This window comes from Variovorax sp. S12S4, assembly GCF_023195515.1.
Taxonomy (GTDB): Bacteria; Pseudomonadota; Gammaproteobacteria; order Burkholderiales; family Burkholderiaceae_C; genus Variovorax.
Map to the genome: position 1 here is coordinate 4,870,199 of NZ_JALPKR020000002.1, position 19,455 is coordinate 4,889,653.

Genomic DNA, 19,455 nt, shown 5'->3' on the forward strand with positions numbered 1-19,455 from the left:
GTCAGCCATCCATCCGGTTGGTTCGAACAACGTAGATGACGGTCAACACGATCCCGCAAAGGATCACAAGAAGACCGAAGGCGAATGCGAAAGGAATGTCGAGCACGGGCACCGTGAACGCCATTCCTCTCGCGTTGAAGCAGCACATCAGCACAAACGCAAAGTAGACAAGAACCTGCACGGCGGTGAGCGCCAGGCCGAAGCCCAGCGATTCGCCGCCTCCATCGTTGAGGTCGCGACGCATGAAAATCTCCGTCAAGTTGATTCGATCCGGGCGCAACCATATCGATGTGGCCGAGGTGCAGGAAACGATTAATTTCGATGAGACCGATCCGTTGCCCAGATGCCTGATGAAGGTGCATTGCCTGCACCAAGGCGGACGGCCTCGAGTGCTCCGACCTAGAGCGCCCCCGTCAGGAACTGGGCCTCGCCAAGGCCGAAGGACCAGTCCGCGTCCTTGTTTTCGACAAGGCTGACCACCACGTCTTCCGCACGCAGGCCGCAGTCCCTCTGCAGGTTGGCGACGAGGAGCCGGTAGAAGTCTCTTTTCTGCACGTCGGGCCGGGGCCGGGTGACAACGGTCAGCAGCACCACGTTGTTCGAGCGCGGAAGATTCAGCCCCGTGTCGTGAATCACGAGTTCATTCGGTCGATGCTGCGTGACGCATTGATAGCGGTCGGAAAGCGGCACCTCGAACGCTTGCACCATTGCCGCATGGGCACTGTCGAGGAGCGCCAGCAGCTGCTCGTCGTCCCGGCCTTGAATGAGGTCGAATTTCAAGATTGGCATTTGCAACGCCCCTCAGATGCGGCGTTGCGCGTTGTCGATGATGTCGCGCGCTTGTCGGGCGGTCCGGTGCACGACATCTGCCGCCGACGGGACGTCGCCTATCAGGCCAATGGCCTGCCCCACCGTGACATTCGCGCAGTCGTAGTCGCCGGTCTCATGCGCCGATTCGACGGCGCGCAGCTCAGACTCGCGCAGAGGTCGAAGCGCCTCTTCGTTCCCATGCCAGCGATGAATGAAGTCGTTGTGCATGAGGCGGCCGGTGTATTCCTTCGGCCAGGCTTTTCCGCGCACGATGTCATACACCGAGGTGCGAATCGTCTGCGATCCGCGCGCCTGCGTCACGCGGGCCTTGGCATTGGGGTGGATAAGGGCCTCCTGGGTTGCCCAGAAGCGCGTTCCCATCAAGACCCCATCGGCACCCAGCATCAATGCAGCCGCCAGGCCGCGTCCGTCCGCAATACCTCCGGCGGCGAGCAAGATTGTTTGCGGCCCTTTTGCTGCAAGGTAGTCGGCGACCTCCGGGACGAAGGTCATGGTGGTTTGCCGGTCGAAACCGTGCCCCCCGCCTCTGTTCCCTGCGCCACGACGACAGCCGCACCGACGTCGAGCGCGCGCTGCACGTGCTCGAGCGTCTGCACCTGGCAGATCAGTGGAATCTTCGCCGCATGCACCTTTGCGGCGAAGGGCTCGGGATCGGAGAACGAGAGCATCAGGCATCGCGGCCGGCGCGCCAGCGCCTTGTCGAGCAGCGACACATCCCGCGCCATCGACCAGGTGATGAAGCCGCAGCCGATGGATGCGTCGCCCGCCAGGTCGAACTCACGCTCCAGGACTTCGTGGCTTCCGTATCCGCCGCCCAGGAGGCCGAGTGCGCCGGCATTCGACACCGCCGCAGCGAGCACGCCGCCAGAGGCAGGGTCCATGGGCGCAAGAGCGATCGGATATTGCAGACCGAACTTTTCGGTGAAGCGGTTGGTGAGCATGGGACTCCTCGACATGGGGTGGTGGAAGGCCCGGATGCTAGGAAGCCGATCGAATCCTGGGAAACGATTTGTTTTGATGCCGCCGATCTATTTAACAGATCGGTTGCAGGGGTTCTTCTGACGATGCCTCCAGCGCCGCGGCGCCGCGTCCACCTAGGGCTAACCATGGGCTCCGGCCCAGCAAAACTGCCTACGATGCCCCTCTGTGGGGCGCATTCGCACCAACCTGTTCGTTGGGCCCGGCTTTTTGCAGGTATGCATCTTGCGGAAGCTGCTTGCTGATCGAAGTCATCAGCTATTTTGATCTGATCTGGAGATGCATATGGAAGTTGGCGATCTCACAACCTTTGCCGCAGTGGCTCGCTGCGCGGGCATCACCAAGGCCGCAAAGGAGCTTCACACGGTCCAGTCCAACGTCACCAGCCGCATCAAGGCGCTCGAGGACGAGGTTGGCCTGCCGCTGTTCGAACGGCACAGCCGCGGCGTCGCCCTCACCAGCGCCGGCATGCGCCTGTTGCCTTACGCCTCTCGCGCGGTGGCTCTGCTGCAGGAAGCGGCGGCCAACGCGCGCGACGACGGCCAGGCCAAGGGGCCGCTGGTGATCGGCTCCATGGAGACGACCATCGCGGTGCGCCTGCCGGAAGTGCTGGGCCAGTTCAACGCCCGCCACCCGGCCGTCGAACTGGTCGTGCGCACCGGGCCCACGGCCGAGCTGATCCAGAACGTCATCGACAACGAGGTGGACGGCGCATTTGTTGCGGGACCGATCGATCACCCCCGGCTGAAGGCCGAGAAGATCTTCGATGAAGAGCTGGTGCTGGTCACGTCGCGGCGCTGGCCCCATCTTGCGGCCCTGCGCAATGAGGCGGCGCCGCTGACCGCACTCATGTTCCGGACGGGCTGCTCCTACCGTCAGCGTCTCGAGCAGTTGCTCGTCCAGCTCGGCCGGCCGTCCTATCGGCGGCTTGAATTCGGAACGCTGGAAGGCATTCTGGGCTGCGTTGGCGCCGACGTCGGCGTCACCCTGCTGCCCCGGTATGTGGTCGCAAGGTCGTTCGCACACGAGCGGCTGGTGGTGCACGAAATCGATGCCTCGATCTCCCGGGCGCCTACGCTGCTCGTCACACGCCGGGACGCCTTCGAATCCACCGCGATGCGGATGTTTCGGGAATGCCTGGCGCGCCCGGCGTTGCGCCAGCTTGGCGACTTTCCGGTGAGCGACATGTTCGAGCCAGCAGCTGCCTCGTGAGCCAACTGGGGCGAGTCCGCTCGCCCCCTCCTATTGACCGGAGGCTCGGGATTCGAATTCATTGCGTCGCAGATAGCCGGGCGCCAGCAGCGCAATGCATTCCACACAGTTCTGCACCGTGTCGTAGTTCACTCGCACGTCCATCTGCGGAAGAGACCATTTCGCGAAACCCCAGACGACCATGGAGTCATCCCACCCAAGAGGCGGTGCGGGTATCTTCTGCCGCAGCATTGGCGGCGTGTCGTCGAAGCCGAGGCCGAAAGGCAAGGTGCCTTCCCACTTCTGCGAAGGACCGAGCCGGCCCCTGGTCAGGTTCGCGCCGGCAAAGGACGGCGTGCCGTCATCGGCAGGCCTGGCGGGATCGAAGTACAACTCGAATCCGAAAGCCCGCCGGCGGTCGAGGTGTCCGTCCTCGCTCTGCGCCTTCCAGTTCTCCACATCGAAGGACTCGAACGCCTGGCGGAATTCGGGGGCATCCATCGACTTGCCGAAAAGGCCGACGAGCACTTCGTGATTCGGATACTTTGCCGGCCGCACCAATTCGCTCTCGGGGTAGAACAATCCGAAGGACAGCTCGAAAACGCCCGGCTGCTCGGGTCGGGTGATGTCGCCCGGCTGGTAGGTCACGCTCATGTAGCGCTCGCCGAACCACCAGCAATCGCGCAGGTAGCCGTGCAATTTGTCTTGGTGCTGCGCCATCCGCTCGCGAACCTGCTGGCGCGTATCGCTCCAGGAAATGCCGTAGGGCATTTCGCCGGCGTATGGCAAATACTTGCCTTCCACGCCCGCCGTGACCGTCACGGTACGCAACTGCAGCGTGCTGTTGCCCCATTGGCGCGGCGGCCGGTTCTCCACATAGGCGAGGTCCTGGAACGACAGGCAGAGACCATGCTTGCTCAAGCGAAAGAGAACCTCGTAAGGGCTCTTGAAGGGAGACGGTCTCTCCGGCCGCCGGCGCACGCCGAGTTGGTCCAGCGCCGTGACCAGTTGCGCATCCGTCGAGTCCGCGCCCAGCAACGAAAGAAAGCTGAACAGGCTCACCGCGCGTCAATCCTGCTTCATCCAGTACGAAATCACTCGAATCTTGCCTGGGCTCTTCCACTGGATCGTCAATCTGAAATCGGGCAGCTCCCAAAAATGGATATCGAGGCGACCCACGCGGGTTGGGGCACCCAGCTTGCCCACTGCATCGGCCACGGTGTCGGTGAACCGCAGGTCCTGCCACAGAGGGCCCTTGTAGCTCTCGTACTCGTCCTCGTGGCCCCAGAAGCCGCATTGCGTCAGCAAGAACGGGCCTTCGCCCACGTCGTGATACTCCTGCTCGAACACCAAGCCTGCATCTTTGTACGTGAAGCCTATGCCCAGAGTCGGCGCGCTGACGTTGTAGATCTCCAGGCCACTATCGAGCTTGACGGCATCGGGCCATACGATGCCGAAAGGCTCCACGACCTTGCTCCCCGGTTCGCTGTCGAATGGCTTGGCGATCGCAGAGACAAAGTCCTGGGCCTCCGGATATCGATGCGGCGCTTTCATAAGATTCCTTTCCATGGATTCGAGCTTCGCTTGCCTTCGAGGGCGTCGTCGATCAAGTTGTTCAGAAATTTCTTGTACTGATCGTTCGAGATCTTGTCGATGACCTCCGAGGCCTCTTCCAGGGCCTTTGCGCAGTCCTTGTGATTGTCACTTTTTTCGATGGCGTCCCTGTGATTCCTGGTGTCGCGACGCGCCGCCCCAGCGAGATCTTTCGAGTCTTTGTAGTTCTCGTGGTTTCCGGTGGTGGGACTTGCTCTGTGGATCTCCTTGGGCACGGCGACGGTCTGTGCGTGGGTGTATATCTTTCCGCCTTCACGCTGCCCGTTCTTTCCCACCTTTCCGAACAGCGAGTCACGCTGTGCCGGCGTCAGATCGATGCCGTCCTCGCGCAGCATCTTTTCGGCCATGTCCTTGAGCGAGGCCACATTGGGAATGTGATCCCGCTCCATCTCATTGCCCAGGAAGTCGCCGGCCTGCTTGCCGTAAGTCGCCCGCCCGCCGCATTTCGGCTTCTTGCCCTTCTTGACCTGCGAGTCATTCTTTTTCGAACCACCGCCACCGCCGGTGTCGGCCTTTGCGCGGCCTCCTTCTCGAGCTTCTCCTTGGCCAGCCTTTCTGCCGCTTCTTTCTCCAGTTGCTCCTTCAGCAGCTTTTCGGCCAGCTCCTTCTCGGCTTTCTCCAGCGCCATCTTGCCGCCCTTGTAGGCCAGCTTGCCAGCCTTCGTGGCGGCCCCGCCGCCAGGAATCAGGTTGGCGGCCGCGGAGGCACCCGAGATCGCGGCGTTGACCATGTCGCCTTCGGCCGCGTAGATGCCCGCATTGATGCCATCCGAAAAAATGCCGACGACCGGGATGGCGCCGCCCACGTCGAGCACCGTGTGCACTACCGAGCTGCCCCAACTGCCCCACCAGCCCTCTTCCTTCGGCGTCTCGGGTTTCACCTCGGGGTTGGCCTGTGTCGCCTTGCCGGCGCTCGAAGGCGTCTCGCCGACCACGGAGCCGAGCGTGTTGCCGTTCGCATTGGTGCCGGGCTTGCGGGGTTTGAGTTCGGGCAGTTCCAGCGTCGGTTGAGCCTGGCGAAGCTCCTCGTACTGTTCGTGCGACATGTGCCACGTCTTTTCCGCCGGCCCAAGGTCGGAGGGAAAGTACAGCATCGACACCGAATCGGCGTTGTTGTAGCCCACCAGGCGGCCGCCACCGCCAACCGGCCTGCTGAAAGCGGGATCGATGTCGATGGTGACCGTCATCGGCGCCCTACTTCCCGTTCATCCAGAACAGATCGTCATGGCGCACGAGCAGCTTGCCTTCGGCGCGCACGGTTCCGCTGTGGTCCTTTGGGTAGCACTTGCCCTGCACGGTGCCGCTCTTCACGCCCTTGGCCGCGCCGGCGGCGTCGCCGATGGTCGTGGGCACGATGCTCATGTCGTACACCACCACCGGATGACCGTTGGCGCGCACGCTCCTGGCCACCGATGTGGTGGTCTCCAGCTGCGCGGTAACCGGATAGGGCACAGGCGGAATCGAGCTGCCCATCGGCGTCTTGCAGACGTCCGGCGCAAGGCTCACCACGCGCCAGCTGCCATCCTTGCGGGCCGTGACGTTGGCGCTCATTGGTTCAGCGCCATGTTTTGCGAACGCACCAATGGCGCCTGCGGATCGGTCTCGAAACGGGCCTCGACCACGCGCACCGGCGCGTCCGACGGAATCCATATGCGATGCACCAGCGACAGCGCCATGGCTTGCGTATCGATGAGAAGCGTGTCCGTGACCATCGGCAAGGGCAGCAACGCGCCGTTGTCCAGTCTTGCCAGCACGAGCGCGCGGTGCCCCGGCAGGGTGACCGACAAATGGCCCTCCGGGGTGGTCGCGGGGTCGCTGAGGTTCCAGAGTTCGATGCACGCGTCGGGCGGAAGGTAAGGGATCTGCTGGTCGACGGGCGCTGCATTCCAGTAGCCGAAGTCGAAATCCTTCGGCAACCACGGGTGACGCTGCTCGAGCCAGGCGTCGTCATACGTTCCGGCCAGCGCGAGCCGCGGCGCCCAGGCCCTGCCGACCACTCCCAGGCCGGCGGGCGTCTCGCCATAGCTCCTGGCCGTCTCGGCCATGGTCCGGGCGTCCTGGTTGGCGCTCGCATGCCTGGCGATGACCGGCTGCCGCATGCGCACTCCGGCCGCTTCGATCTGCGGGGCCGCGATGCGCTCGACCTCGGGCTGTCCTGCGCTGCGCGCCTCTTCGAGTTCGCGCTGCTCGATCCAGCCGCGCCCGAGCGGATTGGAGAAGCAGACTTCGTCGAGCAGCGGCGGCTCGTCCTTTGGAGCACCGGCCCGGCGCAGCAGGCTCCGGCCTCCCAAGGCGTATTCCCAACGCATGGGCAGGCTGGCAACGGCTTCCGACGGCGTACGCTCCCAGTTGCGCTTGTCGCGCCGGTACAGAACGGCCGGGCCGCTGATGCGGAGCCGCTTGTCGAGCACGGCCCGAGGCGCGGCAAGCGCCTGCGCACTCTGCGTCTCGCTGTCCCATTCTTGCTGCTGCCTTGGCGTCAATCGCGCGCCCGGATGAAGGGGCCGCGGCGGCTGCGGCAACTGCAGCCACTGTGGCCGCGCCGTCACTCTCACACGCACTTCCCAGTCGGAGGCAGGCACGCCGCATGGCGCATGAGCGATGGCGTTCACGATCACGTCGCAGCGCGGCTTGTAGGGTGCAAGATCGCTCTCCTCGCGCGGGCTCGACGCGCCCTCTTCACCCCAGTATTCGTCGGCAAGCGTCAACGGCACGGGTCGGTCGTCATTGACTTCGGCTTGCCACTGGCCGCGCCGCCCGCGCACGAGCCTGTAGCCGACCTTCATGGCGACGACCCGGTATTCGCGGTCGCTTGGCGTTGCGGCGCGAAAGCACATCGCATCGAAAGGCGTGAGGTTGCGAAACTCCACCGCGGCGCTCAGTTGAAGTCGATGTCGTTGCCGCTGATCTGCACGGGACCGCTGGCCGTGAAATCGAACGACGAGCCGCTGATGGTGACCGCACCATCCGACGTCATGACCAGCGAGCTCTTGCCGCACACCAGTTGGATGCGGTCACCGGCCTGCAGGGTCAGCGTGTTGCCCACGTCCACACGCTTGGACTGCCCCACCTGCTCGGTCTGCATCAGCGCAACGCTGGTGTTCATGGCTGCGCCCACGGTAATCTGGTAGCCGAGGCCGATGGTCAGCGCCTTGGCCAATCCGATGGTCTCGGCCTTGGCCAGCGCAATGGTTTCCATCTTCGCGCCCCCGATAGTCACCGTCCGGTGCTCACCGATGTGAATGGTCTCGTTCAGGCCCACCTTCTCGGTCCGGTTCATGCCGATGCTGATGGTTTCGTTGAGATCCACGGTCTCGGTGCGGTTCTTGTGGATGGTGATGGTCTCGTCGCCGTCCACCGTCTCGGTGCGGTTGTTGTGCACCGTGATGGTTTCGTCATGATCCACCGTCTCCGTGCGGTCGTGCTTTACATGCACGGTCTCGTCGTGGTCGATGGTCTTGCTGCGGTCGTTCCCCACCCAGTGCGTCTCGTCGTGCTCGACCTCGATGTCCTGGTTGCGTTCGGCGTGCAGCCACACCTGCTCCTGCCCCTTCTTGTCCTCGAAGCGCAGCGCGTTGGCATTGGCATCGGTCGCGCCTTCGGAGCTGCGTGTGAGCAGCCCGCTCTGCGTGGCGTTGTCGGGCAGGCTCCACGGCGGCATGTTGTCGGCGTTGTACACGCGACCGGTGACGATCGGACGGTCCGGGTCGCCGTTCTCGAAGTCGACGATCACCTCCTGGCCGATGCGCGGGATCTGGATGCCGCCGAAGTTGGTTCCGGCCCAGGGCGAGGACACGCGCACCCAGCACGAGCTGTTCTCGTCCCTGGTGCAATAGCGGTTCCAGTGAAAGCTCAGCTTCACGCGGCCGTATTCGTCGGTCCAGATCTCCCGGCCTGCGGGCCCGGTGACGATTGCCGTCTGCGGGCCGGTGGTGCGCGGCCTCGGCACCGGCGGTGCCGGCGCCCGGAACACCTTGCTCGCCGGAATGACCTCGAAATCGACGCGGCACTCGAACTCCTGCTGCGCACTGGCATCGCCCACGTCCTGCAGCCGCAGGTGGGCTTCCGTCACCAAATACTGCCGGTTCGATTCGTTGTGCGGATGGCGCTCCAACGTGAGCAGGCAGCCCGGCACCACCGCGCGCAGGTTGCCCGAGCCGCTCGCGCGTTCGCCGCGGCTGCCGGTTTCTTCCATGCGCGTGCGCACCAGCTGTTCGCCTTCGGACTCCACCACGTAGTCGCCCGGCCAGCCATAGCGCTCCCAGGTGTTCTGCGCCGTCTTGCGCGGCATGGCGCTGACCTGCTGCAGTTCGGCCTTCGGGCGCTTGAAGTCGAAGTCGCTGGTCACCCAGCGGCCGCTTTGCAGCTCTTCGCAAGCATTGAAGCGGTCGCAGTGCTCTTCGCGCACGGTGGCCTCCGCCGCGTGGAACGGAACGGTCTGGTAGCCCGCATGAGCAAAGGGCTGGTGCGAAGCCATGTCGTCGACGATCACCAGCTTGTGGCTCTTCTCTTCGTGCTCGAAGTAGAAGTACAGGCCCCACTCGTGCAGCAGCCGCGCGACGAAGTCGTAGTCGCTTTCGCCGTACTGCACCTGGAACTCCCGCGGCGGATAGCTGCGCGTGGCCCGCACGTCGAAGGGCAGCCCGTATTTGCCGAGCACCTCCCTCGCGATGTCCAGCACGTTCTGGTTCTGGAAGATGCGGTAGTCGCTGGTGCGCGTGGCCAGGGTGAGCCAAGGCTCGATCACCGCCTCGTACAGTGCGCGCCGGTTCTCCAGCCGCAAGAAGCGCACGCGCGTCACAAGGCCCGAGATATGGCGGCGCTGCGAGCCCGAACCCGGCCGCCCGTCGAGCACGATGTGTGCGGTGAGCGCCTCGCCCAGCAGCTGCTTGATGGCCACATTGGCGGCCTGGCGCTCGTTGTAGCCGGACTGCTCGGGAGTGGCCAGGGTCAGGGTATAGCCGAACAGGCTGCTCAGCCCTTCACTGCCGTCGATGGCAATCGGCTCCAATGCCGGTTCGCCGCCCAACGTGGGCATGGCCGACGATGAAACGCTGAGAACACGCGCAAGCTGCGCGGAGCCTGTTGGCATGGATTCCCCCTGAGTTGACCGGCGGAAAGAAGCACGCTCGCAACGCCCGGGACCTCAGAAACGAGGCCCCGAGACGTCGGACGGCAAGAGGCTCAAGCCTCCCGGTTTTCCTTGATGTTCCAGGCCAGAACGGTTTCGGCGCCCTTGCCGCCCTTGTCCGTCTGCTCCCAGTACTGCTGCTTCACCTTGGCGGCCTGGAAGGCGAACTGCACCAGCACCGCATCGCCGCCCTGCTCGGCCGTGTATTGCACCGAGGTGACCAGCACTTCTTCGAGCGTGACGCGGGTGTATTCGATCTGCGAGCCGCCGGCCTTGCACACCGACACTTCGACCTTGCTCAGGTGCTTGCCGCTGGCGCAGTTCTTCATGACGGACGGGGCCGCCTTGTCGATGCGTGCAAGAACCTGCAGGTCGTTGAAGCTTGCCTTGCCCACACCGCCGCCACCGCCGCTGACCATGTTTCCAGGCTGCGTCGCTCCCCATGCAAACGACTTGATATCCGTCCAGTCCTTATGGTTCGAGTCCTTGGATTCGCCGTTTGCGCCCTCGACGCGCATGAACATGTCTACTGCCATGGTGATTTCTCCTGAAGTCATTGAAAGCAAAAAAGCTGTCTGGTGCCGACAGCGCGATATGCATCAATGAACTCCCCTCCGGAGTCATTGATCACGCATGTGACTCTAGAAAGAGTCCGTTACTCATGCGTGACGAAAATTTCTACTTGCATTCATTTGTCGAACATTTGTGAAATTTTTCCATCAGAAATTGGGAGTAATTTCCAACTCGATATTGCTTTCTATTTAGTTCTCAGGAAGGCGACGCAAAGTCACTCCTCGGCCAACGCGCCATGCACGATGCCCGCGTCGGCATTCTTCTTTTGTGCCTTGATAACGAAGGCCACAACCTGCCACGCGGTGAAGACGGCGATCAGCGCCATGAGCGTGCCGCTGATGGGCCGGTTGACGAACACATTGAAGCTTCCGCGGCTCAGCAGCATCGCTCGGCGGAAGTTCTCTTCGAGCATCGGGCCGAGGATGAATCCGAGCATGAGCGGCGCGGCGTCCAGCTCGAGCCGCATGAACATGTAGCCCATGAAGCCGAAGGCCGACGTGATGAAGAGGTCTTCGAGGTTGTTGTTGACGCTGTAGGTGCCAATGCAGCAGAAGAACAGGATCGACGGAAAAAGCACGCTGTACGGGATCTTGAACACCGAGAGCCAGTAGCGCACCAGCGGCACGTTGAGCACCAGCAAGAACACATTGCCGATCCACATGCTGGCCACCAGGCCCCAGAACAATTCGGGGTGCGCGCCGATCATGTTGGGCCCCGGCTGGATGCCCTTGATGATGAAGGCCGCGAGCATCAGCGCCATTACTGCGTTTTCTGGAATGCCGATGCTCATCAGCGGAATGAAGCTCGTGCGCGCGGCCGCTTCGTCTGCCGCAGCCTGGCCGGCCACACCCTCGATGCAGCCGGTGCCGATCTCATGCTTGTACTTGCTCACCTTCTTGTCGAGCGCATAGGCCGCAAACTGCGCAATGGTAGGGCCACCGCCGGGCAATATGCCCAGCAGCGAGCCGACCACGCTGCCGCGCAGCGCGCTGGGAATGATCCGCTTGAACTCCGCCCAGGTGGGAATGAGGTTGATCTTGCCGTTAAAGGGCGAGCGCTCTTCGCGGGAGTCGAGGTTCTTGGTGATTTCTGCAATGCCGAAGCAGCCCAGCGCGATGCTCACGATGCCCACGCCGTCGGTCAAAAACGGCATGTCCAGCGTGAAGCGCGCCATGCCGCTGTTCACGTCGGTGCCAATGGTTCCCAGCAGCACGCCGATCATGCACATCGCCAGGCCGTTCAGCAGGCTGCCGGTGGTGACGAAGCTCACGCACACAAAGCCCACCAGCATCATTGCGACGTAGTCCGCGGGACCGAACAGGAAGGCGACCTCGCCCAGCATGGGTGCGAAGAAAGACAGCACCAGAATGGCGACCGTGCCGCCGATGAAGCTGGAGAAACCGGCCGTGAAGAGCGCGAGGCCAGTCTGCCCTTTCAGCGTCATCGCATATCCGTCGATGCAGGCCACGATGCTGCTCGCATGCGGAATCTTCATGGTGATGGCGCTCACGCTGTCGCCGTATTGCGCACCGTAGTAAATGCCGGCCAGCATGATGAGTGCGCCGGTCGTCGGAATGGAATAGGTCAGCGGCAGCAGCAGGCTGATGGTTGCCAGCGGACCGAGGCCCGGCAGCAGGCCGACCAGCGTTCCCACCGTGCAGCCGATGGCGCAGAACAGCAGGTTCTGCCACGTGAGGGCGTGCGAAAAACCGAACGCCAGGTTGTTCAAGACTTCCATGGCAGGGGCCTCAAAAAAGCGGCAGGTTCAGGCCGAGGAGTTTCTGGAGCGCGAACGCCATGGCGATCAGTCCGGCGGAAATCTTGACGTTGCGCAGCCACGAGTTCGAGCTGCCGGCAAAGGCCGAGCAGAACACCATGAAGACAATGCCTGCGGCCATGTCCAGGTACATCGAGATCAACGCGAAGCCGCAAAGGCTTGCGAGGATGAGTGCGATGTTCTTGAAGTGAAGGTCTAGCCGAACCGGCTCGACGAAGAACGACCGCACCACCGTCGACACGCCGATCAGCAGCAGCAGGCTGCTCACCATCACCGGAAAAAGCCCCGGCCCGGCGCGGCTCAGGTCTCCGATCGGATAGCGAAGCGCCGTAAGGCCGAAGGCCAGCGCAATTGCCATGAGGAAGAGTCCCCTGGCAAGATTTCTGTTTTTCATACGTGCCCGATGTGGTGGGTTGTCGAACGCAACGGCATGCTCTTGCGCCGGCCTGATCGCAATCTGACCCAGCCGCGAGGGGAACTACGTATCTGCGGACAACCGACGCCGTTGACCGCGATGGCCGGCTCATGTATCAAGCGAGCCTGGAGACGCCCCGCCCTTCTCCAGCTTCTTCCATCCTTTTCATGGAGTGATTAGTGGCACAAGAAAAAGTCGATCCAGGTTTGAATAGTTCGGTACTACGCCGAAAGCTTCTTGGCAGCGTGGGTGCCGCGGTAGGCGCCTCCTTCGTCTTTCCGCGCTGGACGCACGCGCAAGCTGCCTCCGGCAAGCCGGCAGCACCACCGAGCACCATCACCCGGCCGCCGCGCGACTTCGGCCCGGGCGGGGCGCCGACCACCTACTTCACCGACCCCGACGTGCTCACCGTCGACCCGGCCTTCGATGGCCTGCGCCAGCCCAACGCCCCCATCCAGCGGCTGTGGACCGGCGCGCTGTGGTCCGAAGGGCCGGCGTGGAATTCCGTCGGCCGCTTTCTGGTGTGGAGCGACATACCGAACAACCGCCAGTTGCGCTGGAGCGAGGACGACGGCCATGTGAGCGTGTTTCGCGCGCCTTCCAACAACAGCAACGGCAATACCTTCGACTACCAGGGCAGGCAACTGTCCTGCGAGCACCTGACGCGGCGCGTGGTGCGCTACGAGCTCGACGGCTCGGTCACCGTCCTCGCCTCGAGCTTCAACGGCAAGCGGCTCAACTCGCCCAACGACATCGTTCCTCACCCTGACGGCAGCTACTGGTTCACCGATCCGCCCTACGGCGCCCAGCTCTACGAGGGCGCGGTCGACGCACCGGGCGGGCCCGCGAACAAGGCCGGCCGGCTCAACCCGAGGCTCGGGCAGCCGCCCGAAATCGGCTCTTACAAGCGCGAACTGCCGACCGCGGTGTACCGCCTGGACAAGAGCGGCACGCTCACGCAGGTGGCTGGCGAAGACCTGGTGCCCGACCCGAACGGCCTGTGCTTCTCACCCGATTTCAAGAAGCTCTACATCGTCAGCACCGGCCAGGGGCCGGGCGACACCATTCCCGGCGGCAAGGGCGACATGTATGTGTTCGATGTCGGCTCCGACAACAAGCTCAGCAACGGCAAGCTCTTCAGCAACTTCATGATCGACGGCGTGAAGTGCGCGCCCGACGGCGTGCGCGCCGACGTCGACGGCAACCTGTGGTGCTCCAGCAATGCGGGCCGCAACGTGGGCTACAGCGGCGTTACGGTATGGACGCCGCAGGGCCGGCTCATCGGGCGTATCCGGCTGCCGGAAGTTTGCGGCAACGTCTGCTTCGGCGGCCCCAAGCGCAACCGCCTGTTCATGGCGGCCAGCCAGTCGCTGTATGCCGTCTATACAGCGACACAGGGCGCGGCGCCGGGCTAGGCGCTACTTCAGGGTGGCGCCGCCTCGTGCGAGGTACTGACTCGAGAGGCGGGCAAACTGGCCGCCATCGGTGCTGATCGAAGTCTGATGGCTGCCACCCGGACTGAAGACGATCGCGAACGTGTAGGTATCGCCGTACTCCTGCGTGTTGCGCAGCATGTAGTCGACATGGTTGTTCCGGTAGTGCTGATCGGTGCCGCCTGGCGTGTCGGACGGCACGCCCATCGGTGTCTGCCACCACAGGATCGGGAGGCCATTGCCCAGGGCTGCCCGGTAGGCCGAGATCTGGCTCTGGGACTCATGGAAATTCGGCGAGGTCTGGTTGGTTGCGTCCCAATAGAACGGACCGCTTCGCCCTGTGCATTCATCAGGAGGCGATGCGACTTCCCAGCAGCCCGCGTCGCGGTCGCTGGTCTGGGCGACGATGAAGTCCGCCTTGTCTGCCCCGACCGCCTTCATCTGCGCGCCGATCTCGGCAGGGGTGCCGCTCCAGAAGGCAGGCGGGAACCCCACGAGTGCCTTGGGCGCGATCTGCCTGCTCATTTGCACGAGGCATTGGCCGAGGCCTGCGACGGTGTTCGGCAGCCCGGCGCATTCGGGCTGGTTGTTCACGACGGCTGCCACTTGCGTCGCATCGCGATTCGGCGCTTGTGCCGCAACGAATCCCCAGAAGTCCGGCTCCAGATTGACCAGCATGGGCGTACCGAGGGCTGCAATGCGCTGGTACATCAGCCGCGTCTGCCCCCAATATTTGTTCATGAAGGTCGCGTCGTTGATGTTGCTCAGATCGCCCTGCATCTGGTAGAGCGTGAGCATGGGAATCGCGCCGTAGGCTTGGTTGGCCTGCGCGGTGACTGTGACGTATGCCCCGTCAGGGCTGTTCCAGCTGGGCCAGGCGCCTGCGCCGACGCCCACGAGGTAGGTGTCGACGATATCCGGGTGAATGTCCTGGATCTTCATCTGGTCGATGCTGCTCCCACCGAGCCCGACCAGCACCCGGGCAGGCTTGCCGAGCCTGGTCACCAGTGCGACGGTTGTCGGCATGGGCGGGGTACTTCCTCCTGTATTGCCGGCCCCGCTTGTTCCACCTGTACTGCCCGTGTTCCCTGCCCCGCCTGCACTCTGGCCATCGCCACCTTGGTTGGCGCCGTTGCTGCCTTGAATCGCACCGTTGCCGGCGAACCCAGCCAGACTGCCTAAGCCGCCACCTTGACCGCCACCACCTCCTCCGCCACAGCCAAACAGAAGCACCGAAAACACCAGTGCTGAAATGCACCCTCGAAAAGACGTGATCATGAAAAGCGCTTTTTTTGATTTGAAAAGAATCGACCGCGGCACATGGCGCACGATCCATGCCCGCGTGGCCCTCGAAGAAAAGCACGCGAATTACCTCCAAAGGTGACACGAAGCGTCGCTTCAGGCTCGGCGTGCGACAAAAAAGAAACCCCGCAGCGCCGGTAGAGACGGCGACCGACGTTTTTTTGTAGAGTCGAGCCTTCGATGAAAAAAGCGCCCGCTCCTCCGTCGCCCGAGACGGTTCCAGATACGTCCATCGGCTCGAGGTCATCGAACGACGCGAGCTCACTCGCCCGAAAAACGGACGCGCAAAAAAGTCGCGTCATCTTCGGTACTACTTTGTTTGTAGTCTTTGTGTGCGTGGCGTTGCTGGTCATGAACGCATGGCTGGTCATTCGCGCGCGCACCGCAGAAAACGAGCAGATCGAGCGGGCGAACACCAACCTCGCACGCGCGGTCAGCCAGCAGATCGACAGCACCGTCGCCCTGGCCGAACACATCATCTCGGGCATCGTCTTCGAACTCGAGCGCGCGGACATCACGCCCGAGACGCTGCAGCGTCTTCAGCCCGTTCTCGTGAACCACGCTTCCGAAGTGCAAGCCATCAAGGGGCTCTTCATCTATGACGAGGAAGGCCGCTGGCTCGTCTATTCCGAAGCATCCCCGGCGGGCACCAAAAACAACTCGGACCGCGAGTACTTCATTTACCACCGGGCCAACCCGAGCGCGCGCACGCTGATCAGCGGGCCCATCGTGAGCCGCTCTTCCGGCGAGTGGGTGATTCCGGTGTCTCGACGGATCAACGACCCCGACGGCAACTTTGCCGGTGTGGTGCTGGTCACGCTCAGCGTCAAGCACCTGCTGAGCGTGCTGGACCGCTTTCAGATCGGCGACCAAGGAGCGATTGCGCTGTTCGGAGCGGACCAGCTCCTGGTTCGCCGCCCCTTCAGGGAAGCGGACATGAACAGGCGCAATACCGATTCGCCGTTCCAGAAGCGGTTCCAGGCCTCGCGCTCGGGCACTGTCGAAGGAAGATCGGCGATCGACGGCGTGACGCGGATCATCAGCTTCGAACACCTGCTGGACTATCCGCTCTTCGTGACCGTTGCCGTCGGCAAGGACGAGGCGCTGCAGGAATGGAAGTCCGCATCGATCTATCAAACGACCTGGGTGGTCCTTCTGTGCCTGATCGTCGGCGTCTCGGGCCGCTACCTGATCCGCTCGATGCGCCGGCGGCTGGTGGCGGAACTGCACTTGCGAAGCGCGCGCGACGCACTGACCGAGGCCAATGAGCGCCTGGAACATCTTGCGCAGGAAGACGGGCTCACAGGCCTGGCCAACCGCCGCTACTTCGACGCCCGCCTGCTCTTCAACTTCCAGCAGGCGCTGGAAGGCCAGACGCCGCTGGCGGTCGTCATGGTCGACGTCGACGAGTTCAAGAAGTACAACGACCTGTACGGCCATCTCGGAGGCGACGAGTGCCTGCGCCAGATCGCGCACGCACTGCGCTCAGCCGTGTGGCGCTCGGGCGACCTTGTCGCGCGTTATGGGGGCGAGGAAATGGTTCTTCTGTTGCCCGCGACCGACGCCGAAGGTGCGCTCGAAGTCGCGCAACGGGCGCGGCTGGCCGTGGCCGATCTGCGGATTCCCCATGCGGCGTCGGCGCTGGGCACGGTGTCCATCAGCCTTGGCGTGGCGGCCGGAGTGCCGCAGCCCGACAGCACACCGTTCGAGCTTCTGAAAGCCGCGGACGAGGCGCTCTACCTCGCCAAGCAGGAGGGGCGAAACACGGTCATGGTGCACGAATGACCCGTTCGGATCGCCGGAGTGCGCCGTCTGGCCCGGGCCGCAGCAGCATGCCGCCGCTCACCCCTCGTCCGGCCTCGAGCGGCTGGTGCACTGCGCCAGGGCCGTTCGGCGCCGGCGGCGCCCGTTCCATCTGCGCCTTGTGCACCATGTCGGCCGACAAGCGCTCGGTCAGGTCGGGAAAGAGCCGGTGGCTCGCGGTCGACACCCCTGCTTTCCACCCGACCGGGAGCTCCTCTCGCGGATTGACGGACACCCACACAATCGCCTCCACCACCTTCTCCGGTGGATCGAGCGCCACCATGTTCGGCTCTCGTCCGCTGTAGTTGCCCGCATGCGCGAAGAACGGGGTGTCGGCTGCCCAAGGCATCACCGTGACAACGTGCACGCCCGAAAGGCGAGCCAACCGAAGCTCTTCGTTGAGCGCGCGGCCAAGCGCCAGCACACCCGCCTTGGAGGCCGCGTATGAGGCCTGATAGGCGAGCGGTACTTCGCTTTCGACCGAGCCGATGTTCACCAGCGTTCCGTTGCCCTGCCGGCGAAACAGCCCCAGTGCGATGTGGCTGCCGTAGACCACTCCGTTGAGGTTCACGTCCACCACGCGTGCATGGTCGGCCACCGGAATTTCCTCGAAGCGCCCGATGACGCCCACGCCGGCGTTGTTGATCCAGACGTCGACACTGCCGAAGCGCGCAAGCGTGGCCGACATCAGGCGATCCATGTCGCCTGGACGCGCCACGTCGGTCGTCACCACCAGGGCGTTGCCTCCGGCGCTGCGCACCTCGCGGGCGACTTCTTCCAGCAGTTCGGTGCGGCGCGCTGCAAGCACAACATTGGCTCCCAGCCCGCCCAACCTCACGGCAACGCCGCGGCCGAAACCGCTCGATGCACCGGTGACCACATAGGTCTTGCCGGCAATGCGGCGCGCATCGTCAGCACCGACTGTCGGCGCCAGCGCACAGCCACCGAGTGCGAAGGTGAGTAGCGCAGTCACGAACAAGCGAATCGCGGCGGATGAGTTCATGGGTGCTCCTTGACCGCCCTGAGCCCAGTGGCAACACAGACAGCACACTCGAAGGCACTGCGGCTGCATCCGTCCATGAGGCGGCCGGGACAAGGGTTGAACGACCGACTGGCAAGCGGCAGGCCCGGCGCCGCGGCCCACGAGCGTGGGACTCCAGGGCGCGACGGCTTTGCTCGCGCTGGCATTTTTGCTGTATTTCTTGCCTCACCTGCTCATTGCACCGCCGGATTCACAGGCGCAGTGGCGCGCGCGTGGATTTGTTTCTTCATCGCCGATTCACGGGATGCGGATACCCCTGCAGCCACAGGCATGTCGATTGCCAGAACACCCTTTGCGCGAGATCCAAGGAGACCACCATGGCCGACGCTTCCCAGAAAACCGGCGTTGTCGACGACAAGCAGGCCGCGCGGGACAAGCTCCGCGCGGCCAGGCTGTTTGAGCAAGTGCCTTGCCAGGACACTGCAATGAGCCACGTCAGGCGGATCGCCATCTATGTCGACGAACCGCACCCTGGGCATTTCTTCTGGGTGCTGACGGAGCAATGCGACGACGCAAGCCATTGGAGAGAACTGGAGTCCGCCGAGCTCTCCTACGAAATCTGGCTCGATGCGCTGCGTGCCGGCGTGAGAGCGCTCGAAGGCTACGCCCTGGACGAGCGCATGGGCCCTCGCGCCCCCGGCCCGGCAAGGACGCCTGTCTGGCCGGATACGCGTCCCGCCTGAGTCAGGTTCGCGCAACCCGCCCCGCCGGGATGACGCTGCGTTTGACCTTGACCCAATCGCTCGACCGGACGCCCGCCTGGTAGACGCTGCCCGCGCGCTTGGCGACCAGGCCTTCCAGCTTCATCGGGGTCACGACGTCGGCAAAGAGCTGGGCAGCACCCGTTTCGAAATGGTCGACGTACATGATGTACGGCCGCGGCCTCTTCTTGAAAATCGCGGCGAGCGCGGCCTTGCGCTCTAGCAACGGCTGCTGCGTGATGTCGACGCCGCGGTGCATCAGTAGATCGAAGACGCAGTAGACAACGTTCGGGCCACCCGGATACCGGCCCCGGGCGCCGCGATCCTGCAGCTGGCTGAAGTCGCTGCGGCCCGCCTGGTCGAACACGCAGACCTCGCCGTCGACCACGCACTGCCCGCTCTTCAGCGTACCCAGGCTTTGCGTGACCTCCGGAAACCACGTGGTGGCATCGGTTCCATTGCGCGTGCGCAGCTGCACGGTACCGCCAAACTCGGCCAGCACCCGATAGCCGTTCAGCTTCAGTTCGTAGATCCACCCCGGCTCGTCGAGAACGATCGGACGTTCGTCGAGCAGCATTGGCTGGTAGCGGTCGAGCTTGGCCATGGCGGGACGCTGTACCTCGCGGCATCGGCTGGCTGTCAGCCAATGTCGCAATCTGGAGCCG

At 63.7% G+C, this 19,455-nt stretch carries 22 protein-coding genes; 4 read left to right on the top strand and 18 right to left on the bottom strand.

Translation table 11 applies throughout. The annotated features are described in order from the left end of the window. Window position 1 precedes the first annotated feature (1 nt). The 4 genes from M0765_RS23850 to M0765_RS23865 all read right to left on the bottom strand — a co-directional run bounded on the left by M0765_RS23850 (window position 2) and on the right by M0765_RS23865 (window position 1,772). On the bottom strand, window positions 2-244 hold the full coding sequence (locus M0765_RS23850) for a DUF485 domain-containing protein (RefSeq protein ID WP_258506275.1): 243 nt from the start codon (window positions 242-244) through the stop codon (window positions 2-4). Window positions 245-399: 155 nt separating this feature from the next. Continuing rightward, the gene (locus M0765_RS23855; protein WP_258506276.1) at window positions 400-789 is read right to left on the bottom strand and encodes a tautomerase family protein; all 390 of its coding nucleotides are present in this window, start codon (window positions 787-789) and stop codon (window positions 400-402) included. Between the two features lie 12 nt (window positions 790-801). Further along, window positions 802-1,323 carry an NAD(P)H-dependent flavin oxidoreductase gene (locus tag M0765_RS23860; RefSeq protein ID WP_258506278.1) on the bottom strand — a complete coding sequence of 174 codons (522 nt, stop codon included), beginning with the start codon at window positions 1,321-1,323 and terminating at the stop codon, window positions 802-804. After that, entirely contained in the window at window positions 1,320-1,772 is a 453-nt protein-coding gene (locus M0765_RS23865) for a nitronate monooxygenase (RefSeq protein ID WP_258506279.1), read from the bottom strand. The genes M0765_RS23860 and M0765_RS23865 overlap by 4 nt, the downstream gene beginning before the upstream one ends. Before the next feature lie 322 nt (window positions 1,773-2,094). Here M0765_RS23865 and M0765_RS23870 point away from each other — a divergent pair, with 322 nt between their 5' ends. Next, a complete protein-coding gene (locus tag M0765_RS23870; protein ID WP_258506280.1) occupies window positions 2,095-3,021 on the top strand; it encodes a LysR family transcriptional regulator in 927 nt (308 codons plus the stop codon). A gap of 30 nt (window positions 3,022-3,051) precedes the next feature. On the opposite strand, the gene M0765_RS23875 is transcribed toward M0765_RS23870, so the two are convergent. The 10 genes from M0765_RS23875 to M0765_RS23920 all read right to left on the bottom strand — a co-directional run bounded on the left by M0765_RS23875 (window position 3,052) and on the right by M0765_RS23920 (window position 12,452). Continuing rightward, window positions 3,052-4,062, bottom strand: coding sequence for a hypothetical protein (locus M0765_RS23875; protein ID WP_258506282.1), 1,011 nt, complete (start codon window positions 4,060-4,062; stop codon window positions 3,052-3,054). Between the two features lie 6 nt (window positions 4,063-4,068). Further along, the gene (locus M0765_RS23880) at window positions 4,069-4,554 is read right to left on the bottom strand and encodes a hypothetical protein (protein ID WP_258506284.1); all 486 of its coding nucleotides are present in this window, start codon (window positions 4,552-4,554) and stop codon (window positions 4,069-4,071) included. Beyond that, entirely contained in the window at window positions 4,551-4,961 is a 411-nt protein-coding gene (locus M0765_RS23885; protein ID WP_258506286.1) for a hypothetical protein, read from the bottom strand. The genes M0765_RS23880 and M0765_RS23885 overlap by 4 nt, the downstream gene beginning before the upstream one ends. Further along, window positions 4,922-5,800 carry a hypothetical protein gene (locus tag M0765_RS23890; RefSeq protein WP_258506287.1) on the bottom strand — a complete coding sequence of 293 codons (879 nt, stop codon included), beginning with the start codon at window positions 5,798-5,800 and terminating at the stop codon, window positions 4,922-4,924. Before M0765_RS23890 ends, M0765_RS23885 begins: the two co-directional genes overlap by 40 nt. 7 nt (window positions 5,801-5,807) lie before the next feature. After that, window positions 5,808-6,164: a DUF4150 domain-containing protein gene (locus M0765_RS23895; RefSeq protein ID WP_258506288.1), complete on the bottom strand. Its 357-nt coding sequence runs from the start codon at window positions 6,162-6,164 to the stop codon at window positions 5,808-5,810. Next, window positions 6,161-7,483, bottom strand: a complete 1,323-nt coding sequence (locus tag M0765_RS23900) for a DUF2169 family type VI secretion system accessory protein (protein WP_258506289.1) — start codon at window positions 7,481-7,483, stop codon at window positions 6,161-6,163. Before M0765_RS23900 ends, M0765_RS23895 begins: the two co-directional genes overlap by 4 nt. An 8-nt stretch (window positions 7,484-7,491) precedes the next feature. Beyond that, window positions 7,492-9,705: a type VI secretion system Vgr family protein gene (locus M0765_RS23905; RefSeq protein WP_258506291.1), complete on the bottom strand. Its 2,214-nt coding sequence runs from the start codon at window positions 9,703-9,705 to the stop codon at window positions 7,492-7,494. Window positions 9,706-9,797: 92 nt separating this feature from the next. Further along, window positions 9,798-10,280 (bottom strand): Hcp family type VI secretion system effector, encoded by a 483-nt coding sequence (locus tag M0765_RS23910; RefSeq protein ID WP_258506292.1) that lies wholly within the window; start codon window positions 10,278-10,280, stop codon window positions 9,798-9,800. Window positions 10,281-10,531: 251 nt separating this feature from the next. Then, window positions 10,532-12,055, bottom strand: a complete 1,524-nt coding sequence (locus M0765_RS23915) for a tripartite tricarboxylate transporter permease (protein ID WP_258506293.1) — start codon at window positions 12,053-12,055, stop codon at window positions 10,532-10,534. Window positions 12,056-12,065: 10 nt separating this feature from the next. After that, the gene (locus M0765_RS23920; protein ID WP_157613866.1) at window positions 12,066-12,452 is read right to left on the bottom strand and encodes a tripartite tricarboxylate transporter TctB family protein; all 387 of its coding nucleotides are present in this window, start codon (window positions 12,450-12,452) and stop codon (window positions 12,066-12,068) included. A 302-nt stretch (window positions 12,453-12,754) separates the two neighbouring features. Here M0765_RS23920 and M0765_RS23925 point away from each other — a divergent pair, with 302 nt between their 5' ends. After that, entirely contained in the window at window positions 12,755-13,924 is a 1,170-nt protein-coding gene (locus tag M0765_RS23925) for an SMP-30/gluconolactonase/LRE family protein (protein WP_446751572.1), read from the top strand. A gap of 3 nt (window positions 13,925-13,927) precedes the next feature. Here the strand turns inward: M0765_RS23925 and M0765_RS23930 are convergent, their stop codons facing one another. After that, window positions 13,928-14,968, bottom strand: coding sequence for a hypothetical protein (locus M0765_RS23930; protein WP_258506294.1), 1,041 nt, complete (start codon window positions 14,966-14,968; stop codon window positions 13,928-13,930). A gap of 248 nt (window positions 14,969-15,216) precedes the next feature. After that, window positions 15,217-15,597 (bottom strand): hypothetical protein, encoded by a 381-nt coding sequence (locus M0765_RS23935; RefSeq protein WP_258506295.1) that lies wholly within the window; start codon window positions 15,595-15,597, stop codon window positions 15,217-15,219. Here M0765_RS23935 and M0765_RS23940 point away from each other — a divergent pair. Beyond that, window positions 15,596-17,029 (top strand): diguanylate cyclase, encoded by a 1,434-nt coding sequence (locus M0765_RS23940; RefSeq protein ID WP_258506296.1) that lies wholly within the window; start codon window positions 15,596-15,598, stop codon window positions 17,027-17,029. The genes M0765_RS23935 and M0765_RS23940 overlap by 2 nt on opposite strands. Here the strand turns inward: M0765_RS23940 and M0765_RS23945 are convergent. Further along, window positions 17,013-18,050 (bottom strand): SDR family NAD(P)-dependent oxidoreductase, encoded by a 1,038-nt coding sequence (locus M0765_RS23945; protein WP_258506298.1) that lies wholly within the window; start codon window positions 18,048-18,050, stop codon window positions 17,013-17,015. The genes M0765_RS23940 and M0765_RS23945 overlap by 17 nt on opposite strands. A 356-nt stretch (window positions 18,051-18,406) precedes the next feature. Here M0765_RS23945 and M0765_RS23950 point away from each other — a divergent pair, with 356 nt between their 5' ends. After that, window positions 18,407-18,772 carry a hypothetical protein gene (locus M0765_RS23950; protein WP_258506299.1) on the top strand — a complete coding sequence of 122 codons (366 nt, stop codon included), beginning with the start codon at window positions 18,407-18,409 and terminating at the stop codon, window positions 18,770-18,772. A 1-nt stretch (window position 18,773) separates the two neighbouring features. On the opposite strand, the gene M0765_RS23955 is transcribed toward M0765_RS23950, so the two are convergent. Further along, window positions 18,774-19,394 (bottom strand): ATP-dependent DNA ligase, encoded by a 621-nt coding sequence (locus tag M0765_RS23955; RefSeq protein WP_258506300.1) that lies wholly within the window; start codon window positions 19,392-19,394, stop codon window positions 18,774-18,776. Window positions 19,395-19,455: the final 61 nt, after the last annotated feature.